The 16,376-nt window shown below is 64.8% G+C and carries 14 protein-coding genes and 1 pseudogene; 6 read left to right on the top strand and 9 right to left on the bottom strand.

Features of this window, described 5'->3' with window-relative positions:
* The 3 genes from AC1DN0_RS23785 to AC1DN0_RS23795 form a co-directional block, all read right to left on the bottom strand.
* Window positions 1-296, bottom strand: a 296-nt coding sequence (locus AC1DN0_RS23785) for a hypothetical protein (protein WP_477146053.1), incomplete at its 3' end; no start/stop codon positions are given.
* Window positions 297-993: 697 nt separating this feature from the next.
* The gene (locus tag AC1DN0_RS23790; RefSeq protein ID WP_441628376.1) at window positions 994-1,443 is read right to left on the bottom strand and encodes a DUF6402 family protein; all 450 of its coding nucleotides are present in this window, start codon (window positions 1,441-1,443) and stop codon (window positions 994-996) included.
* 144 nt (window positions 1,444-1,587) lie between these two features.
* Window positions 1,588-1,827: a hypothetical protein gene (locus tag AC1DN0_RS23795; protein WP_441628430.1), complete on the bottom strand. Its 240-nt coding sequence runs from the start codon at window positions 1,825-1,827 to the stop codon at window positions 1,588-1,590.
* Here AC1DN0_RS23795 and AC1DN0_RS23800 point away from each other — a divergent pair.
* Window positions 1,784-1,939: pseudogene (locus AC1DN0_RS23800) on the top strand (IS5/IS1182 family transposase); the annotation flags it as partial. The gene AC1DN0_RS23795 and the pseudogene AC1DN0_RS23800 overlap by 44 nt on opposite strands.
* Before the next feature lie 451 nt (window positions 1,940-2,390).
* Here AC1DN0_RS23800 and AC1DN0_RS23805 read toward each other — a convergent pair.
* The 3 genes from AC1DN0_RS23805 to hppD form a co-directional block, all read right to left on the bottom strand.
* Window positions 2,391-3,593 carry an amino acid aminotransferase gene (locus tag AC1DN0_RS23805; RefSeq protein ID WP_441628374.1) on the bottom strand — a complete coding sequence of 401 codons (1,203 nt, stop codon included), beginning with the start codon at window positions 3,591-3,593 and terminating at the stop codon, window positions 2,391-2,393.
* A gap of 58 nt (window positions 3,594-3,651) precedes the next feature.
* Window positions 3,652-5,040 (bottom strand): amino acid permease, encoded by a 1,389-nt coding sequence (locus AC1DN0_RS23810; RefSeq protein ID WP_441628372.1) that lies wholly within the window; start codon window positions 5,038-5,040, stop codon window positions 3,652-3,654.
* Between the two features lie 160 nt (window positions 5,041-5,200).
* Complete coding sequence (gene hppD, locus AC1DN0_RS23815) at window positions 5,201-6,274, bottom strand: 4-hydroxyphenylpyruvate dioxygenase (protein WP_441628370.1); 1,074 nt, start codon at window positions 6,272-6,274, stop codon at window positions 5,201-5,203.
* A gap of 236 nt (window positions 6,275-6,510) precedes the next feature.
* Here hppD and AC1DN0_RS23820 point away from each other — a divergent pair, with 236 nt between their 5' ends.
* The 5 genes from AC1DN0_RS23820 to AC1DN0_RS23840 all read left to right on the top strand — a co-directional run bounded on the left by AC1DN0_RS23820 (window position 6,511) and on the right by AC1DN0_RS23840 (window position 13,735).
* A complete protein-coding gene (locus AC1DN0_RS23820) occupies window positions 6,511-6,984 on the top strand; it encodes an Lrp/AsnC family transcriptional regulator (RefSeq protein WP_045240890.1) in 474 nt (157 codons plus the stop codon).
* Between the two features lie 106 nt (window positions 6,985-7,090).
* Entirely contained in the window at window positions 7,091-8,293 is a 1,203-nt protein-coding gene (locus AC1DN0_RS23825; RefSeq protein WP_441628368.1) for a polysaccharide pyruvyl transferase family protein, read from the top strand.
* Between the two features lie 239 nt (window positions 8,294-8,532).
* A complete protein-coding gene (locus tag AC1DN0_RS23830) occupies window positions 8,533-9,105 on the top strand; it encodes a DUF2760 domain-containing protein (RefSeq protein ID WP_441628366.1) in 573 nt (190 codons plus the stop codon).
* Complete coding sequence (locus tag AC1DN0_RS23835; RefSeq protein WP_477146054.1) at window positions 9,102-10,949, top strand: Hsp70 family protein; 1,848 nt, start codon at window positions 9,102-9,104, stop codon at window positions 10,947-10,949. The genes AC1DN0_RS23830 and AC1DN0_RS23835 overlap by 4 nt, the downstream gene beginning before the upstream one ends.
* A 5-nt stretch (window positions 10,950-10,954) precedes the next feature.
* The gene (locus AC1DN0_RS23840; protein ID WP_441628364.1) at window positions 10,955-13,735 is read left to right on the top strand and encodes an Hsp70 family protein; all 2,781 of its coding nucleotides are present in this window, start codon (window positions 10,955-10,957) and stop codon (window positions 13,733-13,735) included.
* Window positions 13,736-13,873: 138 nt separating this feature from the next.
* Here AC1DN0_RS23840 and AC1DN0_RS23845 read toward each other — a convergent pair whose 3' ends face one another.
* The 3 genes from AC1DN0_RS23845 to AC1DN0_RS23855 all read right to left on the bottom strand — a co-directional run bounded on the left by AC1DN0_RS23845 (window position 13,874) and on the right by AC1DN0_RS23855 (window position 16,186).
* Window positions 13,874-14,248: a hypothetical protein gene (locus tag AC1DN0_RS23845; RefSeq protein WP_441628362.1), complete on the bottom strand. Its 375-nt coding sequence runs from the start codon at window positions 14,246-14,248 to the stop codon at window positions 13,874-13,876.
* An 80-nt stretch (window positions 14,249-14,328) separates the two neighbouring features.
* A complete protein-coding gene (locus AC1DN0_RS23850; protein ID WP_441628426.1) occupies window positions 14,329-15,567 on the bottom strand; it encodes an MFS transporter in 1,239 nt (412 codons plus the stop codon).
* Between the two features lie 289 nt (window positions 15,568-15,856).
* Window positions 15,857-16,186 (bottom strand): hypothetical protein, encoded by a 330-nt coding sequence (locus AC1DN0_RS23855; protein ID WP_441628360.1) that lies wholly within the window; start codon window positions 16,184-16,186, stop codon window positions 15,857-15,859.
* Window positions 16,187-16,376: the final 190 nt, after the last annotated feature.

Here is a 16,376-nt window from a genome sequence, read left to right on the forward strand (position 1 = left end):
ACCCTCAACTGGCGGCAGGACTGGCCTTTGTCGGTCTTGGCGTTCATCGGAGTCAGATTACCCTCGATCGGCTTGCGCTTTCCCGACGCCGGGTAGGTCCATGGCACCGCCGCTCCGTCGGTGCCGTCGTTCAGCGTATTGCCAACAGCCTTGGATAGCGCGGCCGATTCCTTTTGGTTCATGCTCCCGATCACGGTGCCATTGATGAACGTGTCGAAATATGCAAGAGCCGGCGCGGCCGGAACAAGCGTGACCGCGCAGAGCAGCGTGCTTCGAAGAAAAAGACGGGGTGACATGAAAGCAATCCTTATGTGGGACGGTGGAAGAGCGGGGAGCATTGCGCTGCAAACGTCTGTCGACTGGAGCAAATCCCGCAACTGGCTATTTGCAGAACATGGAGAACGTTTCCATAGTAACGTAATAGCCACACATAATCGAGTGCACATCCCGGACGCTGATCTGCATCCCGGCACAATCAGTGCGAGCGCAAATAGCCGGTCTGGTACCGGGCATCGGGCATCGGGCTCCCACGTGGTGCAACAATCATCAAGCGACGGACCGTAGCCATCGCTCTATCACCCCATCAGGGAGCGCCACGTCCTCGGACTCCTCATCGCCCTTACGGGAGTCTAGCCCGTAGCCAGTCCCATCGGGTCGGCGGCAATGCTATGTGGCCCGAGCCATCGCTAGCGCCAACGTCATAGACCACATCATCTTTTGACCGGAATACCCGCCGTGCTTCGGGGCTAAGGTATGTGCACTCCGCCAGCAATTCGCCGGTACGTGCATCATAGAGACGGAATAACGYTCCATAATCGCCCGTTAGAAGGCAGGTTTCACCAATATAGCCCCCTACGGAGTCACGCTCGCATTCGTGCGCTGCCGATCTGTTGATTGCATCGCAACTATACGGCACTGCAAATATCGCAACCAAAAAAATTAAAAATATTTTAATGAAAATTTTGACCCTTTTTATTATCGCTCCATGTAATATCATAAATCAAACTCCACAAAAATAGGCTTGACAAGCCTAACCTCGATTCTATCGGAATATAGAATCAAGTCACCGCCCTGCTTGTGGTTGATCTGCCAAGTGCGATAGTCAACGTTTCGCACCGGATAGTAAACATCATGCTCTGAAATCATTCCTCGCCGCGCAACCGGTCCCAGATGCCGACTACCGGTCGATACCTCTCCAATTGCCGTGGCACTTGGAACAATGATAAAACCATATTTATTCCAATGACCAAGATACTGAAAGCCGCGCCCTACCCCGAGACGCACCGGCGACTGGTCTCGCAGAGGCGGCGCCGGGCGCTCGGTAGAAATGTGGAACTCTTCTATATCCTCAACGGTGCAACCTTGCTGCTCACGCCTTAACGCCCACAACGGCTTGATAAATCTCGGTTCAAAAAACGGTATCCGCGTATCCAAATTTTCCACAAAATCTCTCCACCCATCAAAATATCGTTTTTAACAAATATACGGTGGCAGTGATATCGGACAAATCCGAATACGGGGCGGAGGCGGAAAATTCTTTAGCGAGATAGTCAGGGAAGCGCCACGTTCCCGTCCAGGATCGACGCCCTATCCACGGGCTGCAGCTCCCGTGGGAAGTACGCTCAAATAGCCTCTAACGATAGCGCCGTCCTGCGCCGCGATCCGGACTGCAGCCAACTTAAGCGGTATCGCATTCATAAGCGGCACTGGAATGCTCTGCTGCGGGTGCAACTCGCACAGGAGGCCGTCGAGATCAAGGCTGTATTGCACATGGCACACCAAGGCCAAGCTGAACAGCGCGCCCACCTCGACGAAGAACAGCAGCATTGGGCACGATCCCGAGATGCATTCAACGCGAAAGGGCAAGCAGTATGACTTCGGCATGAAGGCACGTGCTGGCATGGATGCGGATTCGGGGCAGGTGCGTACAGGGATCGGCGCAACCAAAGTGCGCTACCTAGGTGCGCTACCGAGCGGCGAGCGAGGAATCGGCGCTACTGAACACACCGGTTGCACTGAGCCATCTCTGGCTGGCTCGCAGAGCGCTGTTTGGGTACGGCGCGTGACGCCGGTTGAGGGGCGAATGGCCCCTCAACCGGCTAGAGAACGGGATTACTCAGCTGAGGTCCAAACCGTGCCAGCGGCGATGGTATTCCTGGGTCGCGAAACGGATTTTTCAGGCAAGACTCAAACATGGCCCCCTCTTTTCCGCTCTTTTCCCAGATCACGAAGCGCCCCATACGGCCTGGAACACCTTCACGGCTCGCTGCGCATGGCGGGGTGGTGTGGCCCGCCGAGGGCCACACACAAGAATCAACGGATTCAGCAGCCGTCATTGCAGGCGGCATTGGCCCACCGGCGGGCTCCGGCTGACGCCGGACAAACAACCCTTACGCAGCCGGTGCCAGCACGCTGGCAATAGCCCCCGCCACCTGCTTCACGTTGCCCTCGTTCAGGCCAGCCACGCACATCCGCCCCGAGCGCAGCAGGTACACGCCGTGCTCCGCGCGCAGGCGGTCCACCTGGTCGGCCGTCAGGCCGGTATAGGTGAACATGCCGCGCTGGGTCAGGTAGCGCGACAGCGCCTCGCCGCTGACATGGTCGCGCAGGCTGTCGTGGATCGCCGCGCGCATCCTGGCGATGCGATCGCACTTCTGCGCCAGCTCGCGCTCCCAGGTCACGCGCAGGGCCGGCGTGGTCAGTACCTTAGCCACCACCCGTGCGCCGTGGGTCGGCGGGTTGCTGTAGTTGGCGCGTACCGCGCCCGTCAGCTGGCCCAGGACCCGGCCGGTTTCTTCCGCGCTGTCGCAGACCACGCTCAGCCCGCCGCAGCGTTCGCCGTACAGCGAAAAATTCTTCGAGAACGAATTCGCCACCAGGCACGGCACGCCTTGCGCCACCAGCTCGCGCACCGCGAACGCATCGTCGTCCAGGCCGGCGCCGAAGCCCTGGTAGGCCATGTCGACGAAGGGCAGCAACTCGTTCGCCTTCAGCAGGGCAATGAGCTTGCGCCACTGGTCCTGGTTCAGGTCCACGCCGGTGGGGTTGTGGCAGCAGGCGTGCAGCAGCACGATGCTGCGCTTCGGGATCAGCCGCAGCGCGTCCATCATCGCATCGAACCTGAGGCCGCCGGTGGCGTCGTCGTAGTACGGATACGTGTTGACGGTGAAGCCGGTGCGCTCGAAGATCACGCGATGGTTTTCCCAGCTCGGGTCGCTGATCCAGACTTGCGCCTCCGGGAAATATCGCTTCAGGAAATCGGCGCCTACCCGCAGCGCGCCCGAACCGCCCAGGGTCTGCACGGTGGCGATGCGGCCTTCCGCGCGCGCCTTGCATTGCGCGCCGAAAACCAGCGCCTGCACGGCGTCACGGTAGGCCGCGAAGCCGGCCATGGGCAGGTAGGGACGCGGGCCCATGTCGGCCATCAGCGCGCCTTCGGCTTCCGCCACCGCCTGCATCACGGGCAGCTTGCCATCGCCGTCGAAGTAGATGCCGATGCTCAGGTTGACCTTGTCGGTCCTCGGATCTAGTTGAAAGCTTTCGTTGAGCGAAAGGATCGGGTCGCCGGGATAGGCATCGATATGTTCGAACATTGGATACTCTGGCTGGAATGGGTTGTGGCCGGCGGCCGGAGGGCCGCCAGGGTCATCATTATGCCGATACGCTCTGCTGCAGGGCCGGCGCCGCGTTCTTTTGCCGCAATCGGTAGCTCACGCCCAGCACGGCCATCCATGCCGGAATCAGGTACACCGAAATGCGCAGCCCCGGCGTGAGGTACATCACGTACAGGATACCCGCCAGGAAGACCAGGCACAGGTAGTTCGTGAACGGATAGCCCAGGCTCCTGAAGCGCGTCTCCTGCCCGGCGATGCGCTTGTCGCGGCGGAACTTGAGGTGAATGATGCTGATCATCGCCCAGTTGATGATGAGCGCCGAGACCACCAGGCCCATCAGCAGTTCGAAGGCTTCGCCCGGCATGAAGTAGTTGATCACAACGCAGGCGGCCGTGGCCAGTGCCGAAACTCCCAGCGCGGCCAGCGGAATCCCGCGCTTGTTGACCTTCAGCAGCGCTTGCGGCGCATTGCCCTGCTTGGCCAGGCCGTACAGCATGCGGCTGTTGCAGTACACGCCGCTGTTGTAGACGGACAGCGCGGCGGTCAGCACCACGGCATTCAGCACCGTGGCCACGATGTCACTGTTCATCGCATGGAAGATCAGCACGAACGGGCTGCCGCCGGTCACGACCTTTTCCCACGGGTAGAGCGAGAGCAGTACGCCCAGCGCGCCAACGTAGAAGATCAGGATGCGGTAGATCACCTGGTTGGTGGCCTTGGGGATGGTCTTTTCCGGCGCATCCGCCTCTGCCGCGGTAATGCCCACCAGTTCCAGGCCGCCGAACGAGAACATGATCACCGCCATGGCCATGACCAGGCCGCTGATGCCGTTCGGGAAGAAGCCGCCGTGCTGCCACAGGTTGGCCACGCTCGCTTGCGGGCCGGCCGTGCCGGACGCCAGCAGATAGCCGCCGAACACGATCATGCCGACGATGGCCAGGACCTTGACGATGGAGAACCAGAACTCCATCTCGCCGAAGGACTTGACGCTCGACAGGTTGATGGCGTTGATCAGCAGGAAGAACGCCAGCGCGGATACCCAGGTGGGAATGTGCGGCCACCAGTACTGGACATAGATGCCCACCGCCGACAGTTCCGCCATGCTGACCAGGATATAGAGCACCCAGTAGTTCCAGCCTGACATGAAGCCGGCAAAGCTGCCGCAATACTTGTTGGCGAAGTGGCTGAAGGAGCCGGCGACGGGTTCGTCGACCACCATTTCGCCGAGTTGGCGCATGATGAAGAAGGCGATGATCCCGGCCACCGCGTAGCCGAGCAGGACCGAAGGGCCTGCCATCTTGATGGTCTGGGCAATGCCCAGGAACAGCCCGGTGCCGATGGCACCGCCCAGCGCGATCAGCTGGATATGCCGGTTTTTCAAGCCGCGCTGGAGTGTCTCTTCCGTGTTCTTGGAATTGGGAACCATATTGTGTCTCTACCCACTCTTTTGGAATGTGGGCCTGCGCCTCTCGCGTGTTGCGGGCGCTTTGGCCAGGCACCGCCGGCGCGCAGTCTTGCTGCGGGCGCCGGGCGGTGTTGTTGCAGTCCGCGGCTCGGTGCCCCGGTGTCTAGCTGCCTTATGGGCTTCAGACCTTGAGCGTGCCGCGTTCGATCTGGTCGCGCTCCAGCGATTCGAAGAGCGCCTTGAAGTTGCCTTCGCCGAAGCCTTCGTCGCCCTTGCGCTGGATGAACTCGAAGAACACCGGGCCGAGCGCGGTCTTGGAGAAGATCTGCAGCAGCAGGCGCGGCTTGCCGCCTTCGGTCGTGCCGTCCACCAGGATGCCGCGCGCCTTCAGCTGGTCCACCGGCAGGCCGTGGCCCGGCAGGCGCTTTTCCAGGCCTTCGTAGTAGTAATCGTTGGGCGCGGTCATCAGGGGCACGCCGGCCATCTGCAGGCTGTCGATGACTTCGATCAGGTTGTCCGTCAGGAAGGCGATGTGCTGGATGCCCTCGCCGTTGAAGGCCATCAGGAATTCCTCGATCTGGCCGGCACCCTTGGACGATTCCTCGTTCAGCGGGATGCGGATCTTGCCGTCGGGGGCGGTCATGGCCTTCGAGGTCAGGCCGGTGTATTCGCCCTGGATGTCGAAGTAGCGGATTTCACGGAAATTGAACAGCTTTTCATAGAAATTAGCCCAGTAAGCCATGCGGCCACGGTAGACGTTGTGCGTCAGGTGGTCGATCAGGCGCAGGCCATGGCCCACCGGGTGGCGGTCCACGCCTTCGATGAATTCGAAGTCGATGTCATAGATGGACTTGCCTTCCTCGAAGCGATCGATCAGGTACAGCGGCGCGCCGCCGATGCCCTTGATCGCCGGCAGGCGCAGTTCCATCGGGCCGGTGGCGATTTCCACCGGCTGGGCGCCGAGTTCCAGGGCGCGCGCATAAGCCTTGTGCGAGTCCTTCACGCGGAATGCCATGCCGCAGGCGCTCGGGCCGTGCTCGGCCGCGAAGTACGCCGCCGGGCTGTTCGGCTCGCGGTTGACGATGAAGTTGACATCGCCCTGGCGGTACAGCACCACGTCCTTGGAGCGGTGGCGCGCGACCAGGCTGAAGCCCATCTGTTCGAACAGCGGCTCCAGGAGGTTGGGAGTGGGCGAGGCGAATTCCACGAATTCGAAGCCCATCAACTGCATCGGGTTTTCAAACAGATCGGCCATGGTGTGCTCAACAGGAAGTTGGGGGGACGAGAGAAATATTATTGCGGCAGCTGTGCGCCAACGCGTTGGTGCGCAGCGCCAGACACGTACGGCGTGGGCTCTCAACTCCCTGTCCGTACCGTCAATCTGGCAATGAGTTTATATTCCGCTCCGGTAAATAGGATTTCGTTATCCACGCAGGCAAACCCTAGATCATGAGATAAAATTTCATCATTGCAGGAACAAGGGAAACAAAAGTGCACAATCCTGAGCTTGATCGCATAGACCGCCGCTTGCTGGCGGCGCTGCAGGAAAATGGACGCGCCTCCAACCTCGAACTGGCCGAGGCTATCCGCCTGTCGCCGGCGCAGACACTGCGCCGGCACCGCCGGCTGGAAGAGGCCGGCATCATCAAGCGCTACGAAGCCCGGCTGGACTCCGCCAGCCTGGGCTTTGGCGTCGTCGCCTTTATCCATGTCACGATGGAGCGGGGCCACATCCGGGATCTGTCGAACTTCAAGGGACTTGTCGCCGAGCTGGCGCAGATCCAGGAATGCTTCTCCGTCACCGGGGATATCGACTACGTGCTGAAGGTGGTGGCGCGCGATCTCAAATCGCTTTCCGATTTCCTGCTCGACACGTTGATGCGCATCCCTGGCGTGAGCGGGGTCAAGTCCAGCGTTTGCCTGGATGAGATCAAGTGCACCAGCGCGATGCCGCTCGATGCCTGAACCCGGGCGCCGGATGGCGGCGGCGCGCTCGCTGACACTCACTAATATAGGAGAGACCCGCCACGGGCCGCCTATGCTTGGATGAGATCCCTGGCTCACCCTCCCCGTGCCCCCTGCCCCCGACGCCGGTTGCCCCGTCATCCTGTTTGGTGCCTTCGATCGCCATAACTTCGGCGATCTGCTGTTGCCCCATGTCCTCACCTGCCTGCTGAAAGACCAGCCGCTGCGCTATGCCGGGCTGGCGCGGCGCAACCTGCTGCCGCACGGCGGCCACCGGGTCGATTCCCTGCTGCATCTGGCGGCGCGGCCGGACCTGCAAGCGCCCGGCATCATCCACGTGGGTGGCGAGATTCTTTGCTGCGAAGCGTGGGAGGCGGCTGTGATGCTGCAGCCACCGGGCAAGGCAGACGTGCTGATCGCGCGGCTCGACGACCGGCAGCGGGAGCGCCAGGCATGGGCGCGCAGCGTGCTGGGCGTGGAGGACCGGGCGCCTTACGTGCTGCCGCAGGGCCTGTTTCCCCAGGCGCGGGCCGTGATCTACAACGCCGTGGGCGGCGTCGGCCTGGACCAGCGCGACCCTGCCATGCGGGCGGAAGTGCTGGGCAAGCTGAGGGCCGCGGCCCATGTCAGCGTGAGGGATGGCCGGACCAGGCAGATCCTGCGGGCCAACGGCATCGCGGCCAGCCTTGTCCCGGATCCCGCGGTGATGGTCGCGGCGCTGTTCGGCGAGCGCATCCGCCAGCGGGTCCGCCACGGTGAGCCGGCGCGCATGACCGACGCCTTCCCGCAGGGTTATCTTGCCGTGCAGTTCAGCGCGGACTTCGGCGACGACCAAACCCTCGGCGAGATCGCCAGCCAGCTCGACCGCGCCGCGCGGTCAACCGGATACGGCGTGGTGCTGTTCCGCGCCGGTGCCGCGCCCTGGCATGACGACCTGTCCTGCTACCGGCGGCTGGCGCAACGCATGGGCACGCCCGCGCCGGGCATCGTCCGGTCCCTCGATATCTGGGACATCTGCGCCGTGATCGCGCACAGCCGCGGCTTTGCCGGCAGCAGCCTCCACGGCCGCATCGTGGCCATGGCATTTGCCGTGCCGAGCGTGAACATCACACGGCCGGGGCTGGATCCGGGGACCAGCAAACAGGCCGCGTTCGCCGCCACCTGGGCGCCGCCGGAGGCCCCGTGCACTGTGGCGGTGCAAGCGCTTGCCGATGGCATTGGCCAGGCGCAGGCGCTTGAGCGCACACGGCGGGAACAGACGGCGCGCGAGCTGGTTGCGGCATGCCGCCAAGGCTTCGTGGCTGCCTGAAAAGCACAGGCCTGCGCCAACGCCATATGAAACACACCGCGATGCTGTATAACCGGCGGGGCCGGTTCGCAGGCGCAATAGGGCAAAATACGCACCTGAGAGGCCCGGCAGGGCCAAAAAACACAAGACGCTGACGCCCGGCTCGTGCCCAGGTGTCCGGAATCGCATGAGCCTCCGGGGCTTGTCCAGCGTCGCGAGGGGACAGCTCGTCCTTTAACAGAGCACACCAGGAGCATTTAATGACCGACTCGAACCTATCTTTCTTCGGCAGGGTCTCTCTTGCCGTCGGCACCTTCTTCACCATCCTGGGCGACCGCGATTTCGCCGCCGGCGTGCGCCGCCTGCGCAGCGGCGAAGGCGCTGCAGCCGCAGCCCCGGTGCCGCAAGCTGCCGCACCGGCGCCGCGGCCTGCCGCCCCCGCGCTGAAGGAAGCGAGCCCGGCCGCGGCACTCCAGTTGCTGGGACTGCTCCAGCGCGACGCGCGTTTCGTGGACTTTGTCGAGGAAGACATCGCGGCCTATTCCGACACGGAAATCGGTGCCGCCGCCCGCCTCGTGCACGATGGCTGCCGCGCGGTGCTGCGTGAACACTTCACCATCAAGCCGGTGCGCGAGGAAGCCGAGGGCAGCCGCGTGACGCTGGCCGACGGCTTCGACGCCACCGCCGTCCGGCTGACCGGCAACGTGGTAGGCAGCGCGCCGTTCAGCGGCAGCATCAGCCACCGCGGCTGGAAAGTCGCGGAAGTCCGCCTGCCCCGGCTGGCCGAACGCCATGACGCCACCGTGATCGCCCCGGCCGAGGTGGAACTATGAGCGCAGCACGCTATTCCATCGGCATCGACCTGGGCACCACGCATAGCGCCCTCTCCTACGTCGACCTTACCGCCAGCGACGGCGAGAAGACCAGCCAGGGTGTCCTGCCGGTCACGCAACTCACCGCGCCGGGTGCCATCGAAGACCTCGATCTGCTGCCCTCCTTCCTCTACCTGCCGCACCCGAGCGAACTCGCCCCGGGCGACCTGGGCTTGCCGTGGAACGCCACGCGCGACTTCGCGGTCGGCGAACTGGCGCGCACCCGCGGCGCAGCCACGCCGATCCGGCTGGTGTCGAGTGCGAAAAGCTGGCTGTGCCACCCCGGCGTGGATCGCCGGGCGGCGATCCTGCCGAACGACGCGCCGCCTGAAGTGACGCGCGTCTCGCCGCTCGAGACCTCCGTGCGCTATCTCACGCACCTGCGTGAGGCGTGGGATCACGCGCATCCCGAAGCCCCGTTCGGCGAGCAGGAAATCACCGTCACGATTCCCGCCTCGTTCGACCCCGCCGCGCGGGAGCTGACCGCCGAAGCGGCCGAAGCGGCCGGGTATGCACGCATGACCCTGCTGGAAGAGCCCCAGGCCGCGCTCTATAGCTGGATCCAGAAGAGCGACGGCCACTGGCGCAAGCAGGTAAGGGTCGGCGACATCATCCTCGTCGTGGACGTCGGCGGCGGCACCACCGACCTTTCGCTGATCGCCGTGGTCGAGCGCGATGGCAACCTGGAGCTGCACCGCGTTGCCGTGGGCGAGCACATCCTGCTCGGTGGCGACAATATGGATCTCGCGCTGGCCCATGTGGTGGCGCGCAAGCTGGCTGGCCAGGGCACGCAGGCCGATCCGTGGCAACTGCGCGCGCTCACCTATGCCTGCCGCTCGGCCAAGGAAACGCTGCTCACCGATCCGGCCACGGATGCCGTGCCGCTGGTCGTGCCGAGCCGGGGGTCCAAGCTGATCGGCGGCTCGATCCGCACGGAGCTGACCCGCGCCGAGCTCACCCAGACCATCCTGGAAGGCTTCTTCCCGCAAGTGGAGGGCTCGGCCCGCCCGGTAAGCCGGGCGCGCGGCGGGCTCACGCAACTCGGCCTGCCGTATGCGCAGGATGCGGCCATCACGCGGCATCTGGCCGCGTTCCTGGGCCGCCAGGTGGCGGCGCTCGCGGAACTCGAAGGCTTCCAGAGCGCGCAGCCGGAAGGCGCGACGTTCCTGCACCCCACCGCCGTCCTCTTCAATGGCGGCGTGTTCAAGTCGGGCTTGCTGGTGGAGCGCATCCTGCAGACGCTCAATGGCTGGCTTGCGGCGGAAGGCGCGGCGCCTGCGCGCCTGCTGGAAGGCGCCGACCTGGACCTGGCCGTGGCGCGCGGCGCTGCGTATTACGGCTACGTGCGGCGCGGCAAGGGCGTGCGCATCCGTGGCGGCACCGCGCGTGCCTACTATATCGCCGTGGAATCGTCGATGCCCGCCGTGCCTGGCTTCGAGCCGCCCATACAGGCGCTGTGCGTGGCGCCGTTCGGCATGGAAGAAGGGACCGAGGCCGCGTTGYCGCCGCAGGAATTCGGCCTGGTGGTGGGCGAGCCCGTCCACTTCCGCTTCTTCGGCTCGTCGGTGCGCCGCCAGGATCAGGTCGGCACCCTGCTCGACTCCTGGTCGCCCGAGGAACTGCAGGAACTCGATGAAATCCAGGCCACGCTGCCGCCCGAAGGGCGCACGCCCGGCGAAGTGGTCCCGGTGAAACTGCACGCGCGGGTCACCGAGGCCGGGACGCTGGAACTGGAAGCCGTGCCCCGCGGCGCCGGCGAGCGCTGGAAGGTCGAGTTCGACGTGCGCGGCAACCCCAATGCCTGACTGAGATGAAGCCGTACATCGTCGGCATTGACCTTGGCACCAGCAACACGGTCGTCGCCTATGCGGAGGCGGGGTCCGAGCAGATCCGCGTCTTCGATATCGATCAGCTGGTCAGCCTGGGAGAGGTCGCCGCGCGGCCTCTCCTGCCATCCGTGCGCTACCACGCGGCGCCCGGCGAACTCAACGGGGCCGACCTGCAGTTGCCGTGGCAACATGCCGCGAGCGCCGGAGCGCGCCGGACCGTGATCGGCCGCCTCGCGGCTACGCTGGGCGCGCAGGTGCCCGGCAGGCTCGTGGCCAGCGCGAAAAGCTGGCTGTCGCATGCCTCGGTCGACCGGACCGCGCCGATCCTGCCGTGGGGGGCGGACGAAGAGGTCGGCAAGATCTCGCCGGTGGCGGCCAGCGCCAGCTATCTGGCCTACGTGCGCGCGGCATGGAATCACCGTTTCCCGCAGGCTCCGCTCGAAGAACAGGACGTGGTGCTTACCGTGCCCGCCTCCTTCGACGAAGGCGCGCGCGCGCTGACGCTGGAAGCGGCGCGCATGGGCGGGCTGCCCGCCCTGCGCCTGCTCGAAGAGCCGCAGGCTGCGTTCTACGACTGGCTGTTCCATCATCGCCAGACACTGGAAGCGGACCTTGCGCAAACGCGCCTGGTGCTGATCTGCGACGTCGGCGGCGGCACCACCGACCTGACCCTCATCAAGGTGGAGATGCAGGACGGGCAGCCGCAACTGACCCGCATCGGCGTGGGCAATCACCTGATGCTCGGCGGCGACAATATGGACCTCGCCCTGGCGCATCTTGTCGAAGCGCGTCTCGCCACGGCGGAGACACGGCTGTCGGCGGCCAGCCTGTCGCAGCTCGTCGCGCGCTGCCGCGCCGCCAAGGAGCAGCTCCTCGGCGCGCAGCCGCCGGACTCGGTCACGGTGACGCTGCTGGGCGCGGGCTCCCGGCTGATCGGCGCGGCGCGCTCGGTGGAAGTGACGCGGCAGGAAATCCAACAGCTCATCGTCGATGGATTCTTCCCCGCAGTGTCGTCCAGTGAACGGCCCGGCCGCGCACGGGGCGCCATTGTCGAGTTTGGCCTGCCCTATGCGGCCGACCCGGCGGTCACGCGGCACGTTGCGGCCTTCCTGAGCCAGCACGCCGCGCAGTCGCAAACGGCACTGGGCGCGGCGCAGACGCTTGATGGTGCGCTGGCGATGCCCGATACCCTGCTGCTCAACGGCGGGGTGTTCCGCGCCGATGCGCTGGCGGGGCGCGTTGCCGGCACCCTGGGCACCTGGCGCGGTGCGCCCGTGCAGGTACTGCACAACGACAACCCCGACGTAGCCGTTGCCCGTGGCGCGGTAGCGTACGCGCGCGCCCGTACCGGCCAGGCGCCGCGCATCGGCGGGGGATCGCCGCGCAGCTACTTCCTCGTTCTCGACGATGGCGCGCAGGGGCAGCAAGGCATCTGCCTGTTGCCGCGAGGCACGGAAGAAGGCCACGAGATCCATCTGGAGGATCGCGCCTTCGCCCTGCGGCTCGGGCATCCGGTGCGCTTCCACCTGGTTTCCTCCGTCGCCGACACGGCCTATCGGCCGGGCGAGCTGACCGATCTGTCGAAGGGCGACTTCGTTCGCCTGCCGCCGATTGCCACCGTGGTGCAGCCGCGCGGCGCGAGCGGGCCCCGGGAAACGCCGGTGCAGCTCACCACGTCGCTGACCGAGGTCGGCACGCTGGAGGTGCACTGCATCGACATGGCGGATGCCTCGCAGCGATGGCTGCTCGAATTCCAGCTGCGCGCCAACGGCACGGCAGCGCCCACGCCCGCTGAAACGCCGGATATGCCAAACGCAGCCTTGCCGCAAGCGGTCGAAGCCATCGACCGTACCTTCGGCGCGCGCTCGCAAGACGTCGGCCCCAAGGAGGTCAAGCGGATGCGGGCGCAACTGGAACAACTCCTGGGCACGCGCGAGCGCTGGGACAGCGCCCTGCTTCGCGAACTGTTCGGCACGTTCTGGGAGCGCGTGCGGCGGCGGCGGCGCACGGCCGACCATGAACGCCTGTGGCTGAACCTGGCCGGCTACTGCGTGCGGCCGGGGTTCGGCTACCCGCTAGACGACTGGCGCGTCGAACAGCTCTGGTCGCTGTACGAGCAAGGGATCCAGTACGTCAACGAAAGCCAGATCTGGTCGGAGTGGTGGACACTCTGGCGGCGGGCGGCGGGCGGCCTGGACGAGAGCGCGCAACTGCGCTTGCTGGATGACATGGCCTTCTATCTGCAGCCGCCCGGCAGCACGCGATATAAACGGCCTGCCGGCCCCGCGAGGGCCGGCTACGCCGACATGGTGCGCCTTGCCGGGTCCCTTGAGCGCATCCCGGCCGAGCGCAAGATCGAACTCGCCGAATGGCTGCTGGCCCGGCTGCGCAAGCCCTCGGAAAACAGCCAGGGCTGGTGGGCCGTGGGCCGCATCGGGGCACGCCGGCCGTTCTATGGCAGCGCGCACAGCGTCGTGCCAGCCGAGGTCGCCGCGCAATGGCTGGAAGCGATTCTTGCGCTCGACTGGAAGAAGGTCGAGCCGGCCGCGTTCGCCGCCGTCCAGATCGCCCGCATGACGGGCGACCGCTCCAGGGACCTGTCCCCCGAGATCCGCGCGAGCGTGGTCCGGCGGCTGGAAGCCGCCCACGCACCGCAAAGCTGGATCGCCATGGTGCGCGAAACGGTGGAACTCGATGAGGCCGACGAGGGGCGCGTGTTTGGCGAGTCCCTGCCCGCCGGGTTGAAACTGATCGTGGGTTGATCCCCACCGGGAACGCCATGCCAGATCCGGGTGCCGCGTCTTGTCGACCACATCGCCGCCTGCCTGGCGAACGGGGGCGAGGGGCGCGGCGCGTTCCGTACGCGCGCCAGCCTGATATCCGCCCCGCTCTGACCCCGGTTATTCGGACTTCCCCGGCAGTTCGATGATGCCGCCGTCGTGGCCGTCCATCACCACCACCGCATCGCCTGCCCAGTGCACTTCCGCCACCGGCACGCCGGACGCAGGGGTCTCGCCGACCTGCATGCCATTGGCTGAATACACCCGGACATAGCCGTTCACATAGTAGAGCTTGTCCGATCCCTGCCCAGGGGTGGACATTGTCGGGATCAGGTTCATCCAACTGAACAGTTTGTACTTCTGATAGTAGAACGCCTGGTTCGGGCTATATACCCTGGCCCCATGAGGCACGCCGTAGTACAGGTAAAGATACGATGGATAAGCCAGGGCGGCGACCGCCACGGCGAAGCAAACAAGGCGAATCCGTTTTTTCATTGTTTTCCAGGCTCGCTTCGAACCGTGCCTCCGAAAGGATAGCCAGGGTCGGGTGAAATGCGTTTGCGCCGGCGCGCGGCTCAGCTTCTTTTCGGCGCCGGACTGAAGAGATACGGCACCACCGCCAGCGCTACCACCACCGCCGCGGTGAGGAAAATCGCGGCGTAGGTCTTCGAGACCGGCCAGCGCTGCAGGTCGCCCATCCGGGCAATCATGCCGAACCCCCACGAGGTCAGCGCCGAGCCGAGGAAGACGAACGTGTTGAGCACGCCGAGACCTCTCCCGCGCGAAGACGGCGGAACCAGGCCACGCCCCTGCGCCATGACCAGCGGATGCAGCATGCCGATGGTCGACAGCAACGCCATCAGGCCCACGCCGGAAACCATGCCGCTCGCAGGCCAGATGGTCAGCAAGATCGCACCCGTCATCGCGAAACAGGACCATGCCGCGATGGTCGTCTTGAGCGAGCTGCGCCGCACCAGCACAGGCAGGAAGAATGCGGTCAGGAACCCGCTGACGCTGAGCAAGGCCAGCGCGACGCCACGGGCGCCGGAGTCGAGGCCATACACATTGGCCAGATAGGGCCCGCTCCACGCATTGCGGAACGCCGTGCCCGCCGACATGGCGACGCACATCGGGATGAGGGTCCACAAGGGCGCGATGGCCAGCAGCTTCGCGCTCTGCGAGAGCATGGGCCACAGCGGAACATGGCGGGCCTCGGCGTGCCCTTCGTCCCGGACGAAACGCCAGACGCCGTAGCAGGCGACAACCATGCAAAGCGCCGCGAAGGACATGGCAACACGCCAGCCGAGCAGGTGCATGGCCCACCCGAGCGGCGCCGTTGCGCACAGTGCGCCAATCATGCCCGTGGCGTTGGACTGGCTGACAACCCTGGTGTAGTTCCTTTCGGAGAGCTGCTCGGAAGCGAAATGCAGCAGCCCCATGAAGACCGGTGCGCAGGCCAGTCCAAGCCCCGCCTGGGCAAGCATGGCGACCGTGCCGTTGGGCGCGGCCGTAAACAGCAAGGAAGACACCGCGCCGACGGCAAGAAGAAGGGCCGTGGGCTTGCCCACGCCATATCGGTCGAAGGCGATCCCGACGGGAATCTGCGCGACCGCGAATGCCAGGAAGAAGCAGGAGGACAAGCTGCCGAAACCCGCGGCGGTCAAGCCAAAGTCATGCTGGAGTTCGGGCGCCATCACGGCCAGGCAGCTGCGATAGAACTGGCTTAGCGCAAAGGCGAAGGTCAGCAGGACAATACCGCGCCGGGCACGCCGGGCCGCCGTACCGGCGCCATGCAATGCACTCTCCTCAGGCAACGCGGAGGAGAACCGGCGATTGCGCCAGTAACTGACCGGATTTTTCAACTTGAAATCTCTTGACGAAAACCATCAACCTTTGGCGGGGCCGACTCTTGAAAGTGCCTGCGCGCCCTGCGTGCCCGAAGCTTGCATGGCGGGCCGCCGTTCAGGTTGAAAGAGCGATATTCTACGCGGCCTCCCGATCATCTGCCGCCGGCATTGGTGTTGGCGGCTTGCAAAACAGGGCCGGACAGGCGTCCGGCGACGCGGGAACGGGCTGACAAGATAAGCGGCCCGCCCGTGGAGACTATGCGCCAGCGGTAAACAGCGCCATCGCGGCGATGCCGGCAATGATCAGGATAGGAACCGCCCAATACTGCATGGGGATCCAGAACAGCGTATGGCGCTTGCGAAGCTCGACGGGTTCCTGGGTCTTGGGATCGACCAGGATGCGCCCGGGGCGGGAGTTGAGGCGGCGCCCGAGATAGAAGACGGCCACGGCGGACAACATCAGTGCAACGACAATCGTCGCCACGTTGGAAAGATTCAGCACCGAGCCCAGCAGGCTCATGACAAGCATGACGGCAAGCGGAACGATGACAACGAGAAAACCTAAACCTTGCCAAATCAACAACATTAAATGCTCCAGCTCAATGGATATAAGAATGAAATGCCCCGGTCGGGCGGCATTGCCGGTGAATTATATCGATGAGACGGATTGAGCACAAACCAGGATTCCGATGAAATTGGAGAAGGTGGATCCTTTGTCCACCCCCTTCCATACCCTTGCTTGCAAGCTTCGAACGAGGCCCGGCACGCGTTGATCC

The sequence above is a fragment of the Cupriavidus sp. 05N39 genome (assembly GCF_056397325.1).

Bases quoted from the DNA above. Each gene is read 5' to 3' on its own strand.
- AC1DN0_RS23810 (WP_441628372.1), bottom strand. From the start codon at position 5,040: ATGGTTCCCAATTCCAAGAACACGGAAGAGACACTCCAGCGCGGCTTG.
- AC1DN0_RS23830 (WP_441628366.1), top strand. From the start codon at position 8,533: ATGACCGACTCGAACCTATCTTTCTTCGGCAGGGTCTCTCTTGCCGTC.
- AC1DN0_RS23805 (WP_441628374.1), bottom strand. From the start codon at position 3,593: ATGTTCGAACATATCGATGCCTATCCCGGCGACCCGATCCTTTCGCTC.
- hppD (WP_441628370.1), bottom strand. From the start codon at position 6,274: ATGGCCGATCTGTTTGAAAACCCGATGCAGTTGATGGGCTTCGAATTC.
- AC1DN0_RS23840 (WP_441628364.1), top strand. From the start codon at position 10,955: ATGAAGCCGTACATCGTCGGCATTGACCTTGGCACCAGCAACACGGTC.
- AC1DN0_RS23845 (WP_441628362.1), bottom strand. From the start codon at position 14,248: ATGAAAAAACGGATTCGCCTTGTTTGCTTCGCCGTGGCGGTCGCCGCC.
- AC1DN0_RS23795 (WP_441628430.1), bottom strand. From the start codon at position 1,827: ATGCTGCTGTTCTTCGTCGAGGTGGGCGCGCTGTTCAGCTTGGCCTTG.
- AC1DN0_RS23855 (WP_441628360.1), bottom strand. From the start codon at position 16,186: ATGTTGTTGATTTGGCAAGGTTTAGGTTTTCTCGTTGTCATCGTTCCG.